This is a genomic window from Mesorhizobium sp. M7A.F.Ca.CA.004.04.2.1, from assembly GCF_004022825.1.
GTDB lineage: Bacteria > Pseudomonadota > Alphaproteobacteria > Rhizobiales > Rhizobiaceae > Mesorhizobium.
In genome coordinates this window covers 1-9,543 of sequence record NZ_RZPH01000115.1, presented here as the reverse complement: position 1 = coordinate 9,543, position 9,543 = coordinate 1, and the positions used below count along the sequence as shown (strand labels likewise).

At 63.4% G+C, this 9,543-nt stretch carries 8 protein-coding genes; 7 read left to right on the top strand and 1 reads right to left on the bottom strand.

The window, feature by feature from the left end:
• On the top strand, window positions 1-536 hold a 536-nt coding region (locus EN893_RS07935), incomplete at its 5' end, for an ABC transporter permease (protein ID WP_164900758.1).
• Window positions 529-2,559 carry an ABC transporter ATP-binding protein gene (locus tag EN893_RS07930; protein ID WP_128361475.1) on the top strand — a complete coding sequence of 677 codons (2,031 nt, stop codon included), beginning with the start codon at window positions 529-531 and terminating at the stop codon, window positions 2,557-2,559. The genes EN893_RS07935 and EN893_RS07930, both read left to right, overlap by 8 nt.
• Window positions 2,560-2,585: 26 nt before the next feature.
• On the opposite strand, the gene EN893_RS07925 is transcribed toward EN893_RS07930, so the two are convergent.
• Window positions 2,586-3,488 (bottom strand): LysR family transcriptional regulator, encoded by a 903-nt coding sequence (locus EN893_RS07925; RefSeq protein ID WP_127270260.1) that lies wholly within the window; start codon window positions 3,486-3,488, stop codon window positions 2,586-2,588.
• A gap of 113 nt (window positions 3,489-3,601) precedes the next feature.
• Here EN893_RS07925 and EN893_RS07920 point away from each other — a divergent pair, with 113 nt between their 5' ends.
• The 5 genes from EN893_RS07920 to EN893_RS07900 all read left to right on the top strand — a co-directional run.
• Window positions 3,602-5,257: an ABC transporter substrate-binding protein gene (locus EN893_RS07920; protein WP_127270263.1), complete on the top strand. Its 1,656-nt coding sequence runs from the start codon at window positions 3,602-3,604 to the stop codon at window positions 5,255-5,257.
• Window positions 5,254-6,144: a DUF427 domain-containing protein gene (locus tag EN893_RS07915; protein WP_164748763.1), complete on the top strand. Its 891-nt coding sequence runs from the start codon at window positions 5,254-5,256 to the stop codon at window positions 6,142-6,144. Before EN893_RS07920 ends, EN893_RS07915 begins: the two co-directional genes overlap by 4 nt.
• Before the next feature lie 89 nt (window positions 6,145-6,233).
• Window positions 6,234-6,998 carry an SDR family oxidoreductase gene (locus EN893_RS07910; RefSeq protein ID WP_127270269.1) on the top strand — a complete coding sequence of 255 codons (765 nt, stop codon included), beginning with the start codon at window positions 6,234-6,236 and terminating at the stop codon, window positions 6,996-6,998.
• Between the two features lie 420 nt (window positions 6,999-7,418).
• Window positions 7,419-8,393, top strand: coding sequence for an ABC transporter substrate-binding protein (locus EN893_RS07905; protein WP_127270272.1), 975 nt, complete (start codon window positions 7,419-7,421; stop codon window positions 8,391-8,393).
• Window positions 8,394-8,468: 75 nt separating this feature from the next.
• Window positions 8,469-9,543 (top strand): glycine betaine/L-proline ABC transporter ATP-binding protein (locus EN893_RS07900; protein WP_164900757.1); only part of this gene is annotated, 1,075 nt, incomplete at its 3' end.

Genomic DNA, 9,543 nt, shown 5'->3' with positions numbered 1-9,543 from the left:
GCCTCGTCACCGGCTATTTTCGCGGCCTCGTCGACGATGTCGTCAGCCGAATCCTGGAAGCCTTCATGGCGATCCCGGTGGTCATCGTTGCGTTGCTGGCGATCGTTGCGCTCGGTACCTCGAAGACGACGGTCATCGTTGTCATCGGCTTAAGCTTCGCGCCGATCATCGCGCGCACCGTGCGCTCGGCGGTGCTGGCCGAGCGCGAGCTCGACTATGTCGCCGCCGCACAACTCAGGCATGAAAGTGCCCTGCATACGATGTTCGTCGAGATCCTGCCCAACGTCATCCCGCCGATCCTGGTCGAAACCACCGTGCGGCTCGGCTATGCCATTTTCGCCGTCGCCACGCTCTCCTTCATGGGCTTTGGCATCCAGCCGCCCTCGCCCGACTGGGGGCTGTCGATCTCCAACAATTACGGCATGATCGGCGGCGGCTTCTGGTGGACGGTGCTGTTCGATGCGCTCGCCATCGCTTCGCTGGTGATCGGCGTCAATCTGGCGGCCGACGGCGTTCACGGAGCGCTCAATGACTAACTCCGCCAAGGCCGAAAACGCACTCGAACTCACCGATCTTTCGGTTGCCTACCGCGTCGCCGGCCGCAATCGCGCCGTGCTGCGCAACCTCAGCCTCACCATCGGCCAGGGCGAAGCCTATGGGCTGGTCGGCGAGTCCGGTTGCGGCAAGTCGACAGTGGCGCTCACCGTCGTGCGCTATCTGCCGAGAAATGGCTCGATCACCGGCGGCGCGATCTCGCTCGACGGCCAGAATGTGATGAAACTTGACGCCGAAGCGCTCAGGCGGGCGCGCGCGGAAAGCGTCTCCATGGTCTATCAGGACCCGGGCAAGGCGCTGAACCCATCGATCCGCGTCGGCCGTCAGCTGACCGAGATTTTTGAACTCGGCGGCGTTTCGGGACGAGCGGCCACTGACCGGGCGATTGCGATGCTGAACCGAGTGCGCATCTCCGACCCGACAAGTGTCATGCAGCGCTACCCGCACCAGCTTTCCGGCGGCATGCAGCAACGCTTGGCGATTGCCATGGCGCTGGCCAACGATCCGTCGATGCTGATCCTCGACGAGCCCACCACCGGCCTCGATGCGACGGTGGAGGCCGAAGTGCTCGACCTGATCGCACAGCTCAGGCAGGAACTGTCAGCCTCTATCCTGTTCATCAGCCACAACCTCGCCGTCGTTTCCAACATGTGCGACCGGGTCGGCGTGCTCTATGCCGGCATGCTGGTCGAGGAAGGACCAACGGAGGTCGTGTTCAACGATCCGCGCCACCCCTACACGGTGGCGCTGCTGCGCTGCCTGCCGCGCGGCGGCCAACGCAAGGATCAGGGCCGGCTCGACACCATTCCGGGTTTCCTGCCCGGCATCGGGGCCGACATCAAGGGCTGCGCCTTCGCCGATCGCTGCGCGCTCGCCGACGATCGCTGCCGCAGCGAATTGCCGCCGCTCTATGATCTGGGCGGCCGGCTGTCGCGCTGCTTCCATCACGACAAGGCGCAGGCGCTGCCGCGCGCGACACCGAGCGATGTGGCGCCCGCCCCAAAGCCGGCGGCAGCACCAGTGCTGCGCGTCGCCGGGTTGAACAAGACCTATTCCAGCCACGGTCACGCACTGCGCGCCGTCAAGGATGTCTCGGTCGATTTGCGGCCCGGCGAGACGCTCGGGCTGGTCGGTGAGTCCGGCAGCGGCAAGACGACCTTCGCCAGGCTGCTGCTCGGCCTGGTACCGCCCGACGAAGGCGGCACCATCGAACTCGAGGACAAGGCGCTGGCGCCTCGGCTGGAGAACCGCAGCGACGACCAGATCAAGGCGATGCAGATCGTCTTCCAGAATCCGGATTCGGCTCTCAACCGCTCGCATTCGATTCGCCATCTGATCGGCCGGGCACTGAAGCGGCTGGCCGGCCTCTCCGGCAAAGCGCTGGAGTCGCGCCTCAATGACCTTGTCCGCTCGGTCCGGCTCACCGACCGCCATCTTGCCGTCAAGCCGCGCCAGCTCTCCGGCGGCCTGAAGCAGCGCGTCGCCATCGCGCGCGCCTTCGCCGGCGACCCGCGCATCGTGGTGTGCGACGAGCCGACCTCGGCGCTCGACGTCTCGGTGCAGGCTGCCATCCTCAATCTGCTCGCCGACCTGCAGTCGAAGGAAGACGTCAGCTACATCTTCATCTCGCACGACCTTGCCGTGGTGCGTTACCTCTCCGACAAGATCGCCGTGCTCTATCTCGGCCGCATCATGGAACTTGGGCCATCGGAAGACGTCTTTTCCGGACCGCATCACCCCTATACCGAGGCGCTTTTGTCGGCGGTGCCCAAACTCGACCAGACCGAGACGGCACGCATTCGTCTCGACGGCGAAATCCCCAGCGCCACCAATCCGCCTTCGGGCTGCGTGTTCCACACGCGCTGCCCGCGCAAGATCGGCCCGATCTGCGAACAGCAGGAGCCGCCACTCGGCGAGGCCCAGCCCGGCCATTCGATCCGCTGCCACATTCCTTCCGCCGAACTGGCCAGGCTGCAGAGAGCGGTCGTGACCGAGCCGGCATAGCGCTCTCGCTCGCGTGGCTTGGCCGGTCAGATCTGGCCGGCCATGCTGAGAGCACGGTCACCTTCTGAAAAACCCTGCCCTTCGGCCCAGTCTCTGGCCAGCGTGCGCAGGCCTGTGAGCGCGACATCCAGAACATCCGAAGACACGGGATTCGAGGGATAGGCGAGGTAGATCGGCCGTTGGAATACCGGAGCGTTGTCGATGCGCCGCATCTCGCCGCGCTCGATATGACCGCTGACGGCACTGAGCGGCAGATAGGCGGCGGCCTGCTGCGACTGCACGTGCTGAAGCCCGATGAAGACCAGCCCGGCCGAAATCGCCGGCTTGACCATGCCGGCAAAGGCGCGGTCGTGCTCGATGCGGAACTCCAGCCCCCAGTCCATCAGGATATAGTTTTCGGTCCATGGCTTGGTCTGTGCGGCGTGCTGGACGAGCACGACCTGATCGACGGCCAGCGTCTCGTAGACAATGCCGGGATGCGGTCGCGGCAGATAGAGGATGCAGATGTCGAGCAGGCCTTCCGCCAGCTGGTCGATCGCCGAGTCCGGAAAGCTGCCCTCCAGCCGCAGCGCCACGTTCGGCCGCCTGGCGCGCATCCACTCGACCCATGGCGAGGTGATGCGGTCCCACAGATAGGCCGGCGCGGTCAGCCGCAGCAAGGTCTCGTAACCATCGGGAACGGCGATGTCCTGCCGCGATTGCTCCCAGGTGCGGGTGATCGACGAGGCATGCGGCAGGAACTGCCGGCCGGCCGGCGTCAGCGTGACGCCATCGCGGTCGCGCACGAAAAGCCGGCGGCCCAACTGCTCCTCCAGCCCCCTGATCCGCGCACTGACGGTGGACTGGGCGAGGTTGAGCCGGCTGGCCGCGACGGTGAAGCTGCCATGGGTGGCGACTTCGAGAAAGCTGCGCAGATTCTCAGTGTCCATGCCCACCTCCTGCATCGAAAATTTCGATGACTCCTATCAAAAAATATCGCTTTCCGGCGGCAGTCAACAATGAACTAGATGGCTGAACCCCAAGACAAGCGAGGAATCCAGCCATGCCCAAGCATTTCCGGATGATCGACAACGCTTGCAGAACACTCACTGCAATCGAAAATTCCGCTGTTGACGAATTGCTGGCCGGCAGGATGGACCGCCGTGACTTCCTGCGCCATGGCAGCGTGCTTGGGCTTTCCTTGCCGTTCCTGGGCAGCCTTGTCGCGGCCGCCGGCCTCGGCACCCAGCAGGCCCGCGCCGAGGGCAAGCCGGGCGGCACGGTGCGCGCCGGCGTGGCGACGCCGGGCGGCGCCATCGATCCCGTCACCTACTATGACAGCGGCAGCTACCAGCTGGTTTTCCAAACCGCCGAGTTTCTCTGCATCACGCAGCCGGACCTCACTTTGAAGCCTGTGCTGGCAGAGAGCTGGGCGCCGAACGAGGATGGCAGCGTGTGGACCTTCAAGCTGCGCAAGGGCGTGAAATTCCACAATGGCGAGGATTTCAAGGCCGACGACGTCGTCGCGACCTTCGACCGGCTGGCCGATCCCAACGGCGCTTCCAACGCGCTTTCGGTGTTCAAAGGCCTTCTTTCGAAGGGCGGCACCCGGAAGGTCGACGACCACACCGTCGCCTTCCATCTCGATGCGCCGAATGGCAGCTTTCCCTATTCAGTGTCGATCGACAATTACAACGCCGTCATCTTGCCGGCGAGCTACAAGGGCGATTACGAAAAGACGTTCGAAGGCACCGGACCGTTCCGGTTGGAAAGCTACACGCCAAAGGTCGGCGCGACCTTCATCCGCAACCCCGACTATTGGGGTGAGAAGGCGCTGCCCGACCGGCTCGAATTCAAGTTCTACGGCGATGTGCAGCCACGCATCCTGGCGCTGCAGGCCGGCGAGGTCGACATTCTCGATGCCGTCCCGCTCGATGTCAGCCAGGTCGTGCTGAACAGTCCTGATATCACCGTCTTGCGTGTCGCTTCGACCGCGCACCGCCAGTTGCACATGCGCTGCGACACCGGCCCCTTCACCGACAAGCGCGTGCGCCAGGCGCTGGCGCTGTGCATCGACCGCGCCAAGCTGGTCGACGGCTTGTGCCGCGGCATGGCGGCGACTGGCAATGACAGCCCGTTCGCGCCGGCCTTCCCGGCGACCGACAAGTCGGTGCCGCAACGCGTCCAGGACATCGCCAAGGCCAAGCAGTTGCTCGAGGCGGCGGGTCTCGCCGAAGGCTTCGACGTCACGCTGACCACGCTGCGCTATTCCGACATTCCGGGCTATGCGCAATTGTTCCAGAATTTCGCCAAGGAGATCGGTGCGCGCATCTCGCTCAACATCGAGGACCAGGACAAATATTACGGCAAAGCGGTGTTCGGCCAGTCGGACTGGCTGGACAGCCCGCTCGGCATCACCGACTACGCGCATCGCAGCGTGCCAAACATCTTCCTCAAGAGCCCGTTGGTCAGCGACGGCCCTTGGAACGCGGCGCATTTCAAGAGCCCGGCCTATGATGGCATGGTCACCAGCTATCTCAAGGCGCTCGATGCCGGCGCGCAGCGCGCTGCCGCCTCCGACATCCAGAAATTGCTGCTCGACGAGACGCCTGTCATCTTCAGCTATTTCCCCGATCTGCTGGTGCCGGTGCGCAAGAATGTCAGCGGCCTTCCGCCGATCGCGGCCGGCCTGCTGCTCGACCGCGTGTCGTTGAGCTGATCATGCCCCAACGCCCGATGACAAAAGAAACAAAACGGGAGACTACCATTCGCAAGCCCCATCTGCGCGGCCGTGGGCCGCATTTTCCACTGCTCGATAACATCGTGCAGTATGAATTCGAGCCGGGCTACATAGCCTTCACCATGCCGACGCAGAAGCGCCTGCGTGTGCAGGTGGGATCGATGACCGTGGCCGATACGACCAATGCCTTGGTGTTCTACGAATCCGATCACCTGCCGGTCTACTACTTCCCGATCGGCGACGTTCGCGAGGAATTCCTGCTGCCGAGCAAGACGACGACAGAGGACCCGTTCAAGGGCACAGCCACCCACTATTCACTCAACACCGGCATCACGCTGGTCGAGGACGCGGCCTGGCGCTATCTCGATCCGGTCAAGGGCTGTCCGCCGATATCCGACTACATGTCGTTCACCTGGAGTAAGATGGGACACTGGTTCGAGGAGGACGAGGAGATCTTCGTCCACGCCCGCGATCCGTTCCGCCGGGTCGACTGCCTGCCGTCGTCGCGGCGCGTGCAGGTCATTCTCGACGGCGAACAGGTCGCCGATTCACGCCGCGGCGTGTTCCTGTTCGAGACCGGCCATCCGGTGCGCCACTATCTGCCGATCGCCGACACGCGGCTCGATATGTTCGCGCCCAGCCGCTACATTTCGCGCTGTCCTTACAAGGGCATCTCCAACTATTATCACGTGACGACCAAGGCCAAGCGTCACGAGAACCTGGTCTGGTATTATCCCGAGCCGGTGCACGAGGCGGAGCGCATCAAGGGGCTGGTCTGCTTCCACCACGAACTGGTCGACAAGATCCTGGTCGATGGCGTCGAAATCCCGAAGGAAGCCACGGCCGCGTCGAGCGGTTATTTCTGAGTATCGACGCCGCTTGAGCCATTTGCGCGCGAGCGCTTGATCGAAGCACGGCTCAGCGCATACCCTCCCTGGGCCAGGGAGGGCACTCGATGGATCTTTTCAAACTGAACGGCGATGTCGCGCTGGTCACCGGCGCCGGCAGCGGCATCGGCCAGGCAATCGCGATCGGACTGGCCGAGGCAGGCGCCGACGTCGCCTGTTTCGGCCATGCATCGAAGGGTGGGCTGGACGAAACCGCGCACCGGATCACGGCGCTCGGCCGCAAAGCGCTGGTGCTGACCGGTACAGTGACATCGCAGAGCGATCTCGCGACGGCGATCGATCGCGTCGAGAGCGAACTCGGTGCGCTCACCGTCGCCGTCAACAATGCCGGCATTGCCGGCTCCGAGCCCGCCGAGACGATGCCGCTGGAGACGTGGCAGAAGGTTCACGACGTCAATGTCGCCGGCGTGTTCCTGTCCTGTCAGGCCGAAGCGCGCAAGATGCTGGCGCGAGGCAAGGGCTCGATCATCAACATCGCCTCGATGTCGGGCACCATCGTCAACCGCGGCCTGACGCAGGCGCACTACAACTCTTCGAAGGCCGCCGTCATCCACATGTCCAGGAGCCTCGCCATGGAGTGGGCCGATCGCGGCCTGCGCGTCAATGTGGTTAGTCCCGGTTACACGCTGACGCCGATGAACAAGCGGCCAGAGGTGGCGGAAGAGGTGAAGATCTTCAAGCGCGACACGCCGATGGGGCGCATGGCGGCGCCGGAGGAAATGGTCGGGCCGACGGTGTTCCTCGCCAGCCGCGCAGCGAGCTTCGTCACCGGCCTCGACCTGATTGTCGATGGCGGCTACGTCTGCTGGTAAGAGCTCAGCTTCGCCTGCAGTCTGAATTTGTACGTCTCGCGAAGCGTTAGTCGTTGCGCGACATGAACCTTGGTATATATAATTTCATCCTATGAAACGGCCTTGGCGAGATGGGGCTTACCAGGCGGGTAGCCGAGATCATACGACCTTGATGGCTCGCACCTTGCAGGGCGCCGCAGGACTGGCAATCGATCCGCAGATGACCGCTCCCTCAGTGATCCGTCGGCAGTCATGACGCCGACACTCCGATCCTGTTCCATTATCACCAGAACTGAGCACCATCTTGCCTGCACTGGCCAAAGCCGGGGCAATAATTTGGCGCCGACGGTCTTGCGCAAAGACCAGTCTTTCCAACACAATCAAGAAAAAGCCGCAAGAAGGGAACGAACGATAATTTTCACAGCTTGAAGGAGAACAAGCATGTCATTTCGCAGCCAGATCTCGAAACTCTCGATGAGCGCCGTCGCGCTCGCGACATTAAGCCTGCTGACACCTTCCGCCCAAGCCGCCGCACCGGAATCCAACGATCCGATCAAGATCGCGCTGTTCGACTGGACCAGCGTCAACCTCAACGCCAAGATCCTCGGCGGCATCCTGGAAAAGCTCGGCTATACCGTCGAATATCCGACCGCCGACTACCTCTCCAGCCTGACCACCGGTCTCACCAATGGCGATCTCGATGTCGGCATGGAATTCTGGGACACGACCGCCGGCGAGGCCATGAAGGCCTCCGATGCGACAGGCCAGACCGAACGGCTGGGCAAGCTCGGCCCCAAGGCCAAGGAAGAATGGTGGTTTCCCGAATACATGAAGGAGAAGTGCCCCGGCCTGCCTAACTGGGAAGCGCTGAAGGATCCGAAATGCGCCGAAGCCTTCTCGACGGCGGAGACCGCACCGAAGGGGCGCTATCTCGGCGGCCCGGTAACATGGGAAGGCTTTGACGACGAGCGCGTCGAAGCGCTGAAACTGCCCTTCACCGTCATCCATGCCGGCACCGACGCGGCGATGTTCGCCGAGTTGGACTCGGCCTATCAGCGCAAAGCGCCGATCATGCTGTGGATCTATTCGCCGCATTGGGCGCCGGCCAAATACAAGGGCGAATGGGTTGAATTCCCCGAATACACGGCCGAGTGCTACAACGACCCGAAATGGGGCACCAACCCCGACGCCAAATATGATTGCGGCAAGCCGCATGGCGAGATCTGGAAGTACTCCTGGGCCGGCATGAAGGACAAATGGCCGGTCGCCTACAAGGTGGCGAAGGCCTACACGGTCGACACCGACGAGCTCAACAAGATGAGCGGCGAGATCGATCTCGGCGGCAAGACGCCGGAAGACGTCGCCGCCGCCTGGATCGCCGCCCACGAGGCCGACTGGAAAGCCTGGGCGCAGTGATCGTTCCGACTGGAAGATGAGACCCGGCAGTTGATCAGGCGGGCCTCGGTTCTTGTGCTCCAGAAGGACGTTTGAATGACGGACAAGACTGAACAGGGCGCCAAGGGGGCGGGCACGCCAAAAGATGCCCGCCCGATAAAGCTTGCCTGCCGCAATGTCTGGAAGCTGTTCGGATCGAACGCGGCCAATTTCATCCGCGAACGCGACGGCAAGGCCAGCATGGCCGACGTCACAGCTGCCGGACTTGTCGGCGCGGTGCGCGCCGTCGACCTCGAAATCCGCCAGGGCGAGATCTTCATCATCATGGGCCTGTCGGGCTCCGGCAAGTCAACGCTGGTGCGCTGCATGTCGAGGCTGGTCGAGCCGACCCACGGCAAGGTCGAATTCGAAGGCAAGGATCTGCTGAAGATTTCGGATGCAGCGCTGATCGAGCTGCGACGACACCGCATGGGCATGGTGTTCCAGAATTTTGCCCTGCTGCCGCATCTCAACGTGCTGGAGAACATCGCCTTCCCGCTCAGCATCCAGGGGCAGGATCGGCCGACACGCGAGGCACGGGCGCGCGAGGTGATCGAACTCGTTGGGCTCCGTGGCCGCGAGCATTTCTATCCGCGCGAATTGTCCGGCGGCCAGCAGCAGCGTGTGGGCATCGCCCGGAGCCTCGCGACAAAACCGGAAATCTGGTTCCTCGACGAGCCGTTCTCGGCGCTCGACCCGCTGATCCGCCGCGAAATGCAGGATGAGCTGATGCGGCTGCAAACCATGCTGCACAAGACCATCGTCTTCATCACCCATGATTTCGACGAGGCGATCCGGCTGGCCGACCGCATCGCCATCATGAAGGATGGCGAGGTCATCCAGATCGGCACGCCGGAGGAGTTGGTGGTCAATCCGGCGACCGACTATGTCGCCGAGTTCACCCGCGACGTCGACCGCGCCAAGGTGATTTCGGCACGCAGCCTAATGCGCGCCTGCGACGGCTCGGAGCATGGCGGAACGGTGGCGCCGGAGGCCAAGATCGCCAGCTTCTCGGCCGGTATCGTTGCCGCCAACAAGCCGTTCGCGGTGGTCAACGGCACCGGCAAGCCGATCGGCGAGGTGACGCCGCAAGCGGTGATCGATCTGCTGGCCGGCATCGATCGCTCAAGGG

What these genes read in the sequence shown, in the direction of transcription:
- EN893_RS07930 (WP_128361475.1), top strand. Translation starts at nt 529, where the DNA reads ATGACTAACTCCGCCAAGGCCGAAAACGCACTCGAACTCACCGATCTT.
- EN893_RS07925 (WP_127270260.1), bottom strand. Translation starts at nt 3,488, where the DNA reads ATGGACACTGAGAATCTGCGCAGCTTTCTCGAAGTCGCCACCCATGGC.
- EN893_RS07920 (WP_127270263.1), top strand. Translation starts at nt 3,602, where the DNA reads ATGCCCAAGCATTTCCGGATGATCGACAACGCTTGCAGAACACTCACT.
- EN893_RS07910 (WP_127270269.1), top strand. Translation starts at nt 6,234, where the DNA reads ATGGATCTTTTCAAACTGAACGGCGATGTCGCGCTGGTCACCGGCGCC.
- EN893_RS07905 (WP_127270272.1), top strand. Translation starts at nt 7,419, where the DNA reads ATGTCATTTCGCAGCCAGATCTCGAAACTCTCGATGAGCGCCGTCGCG.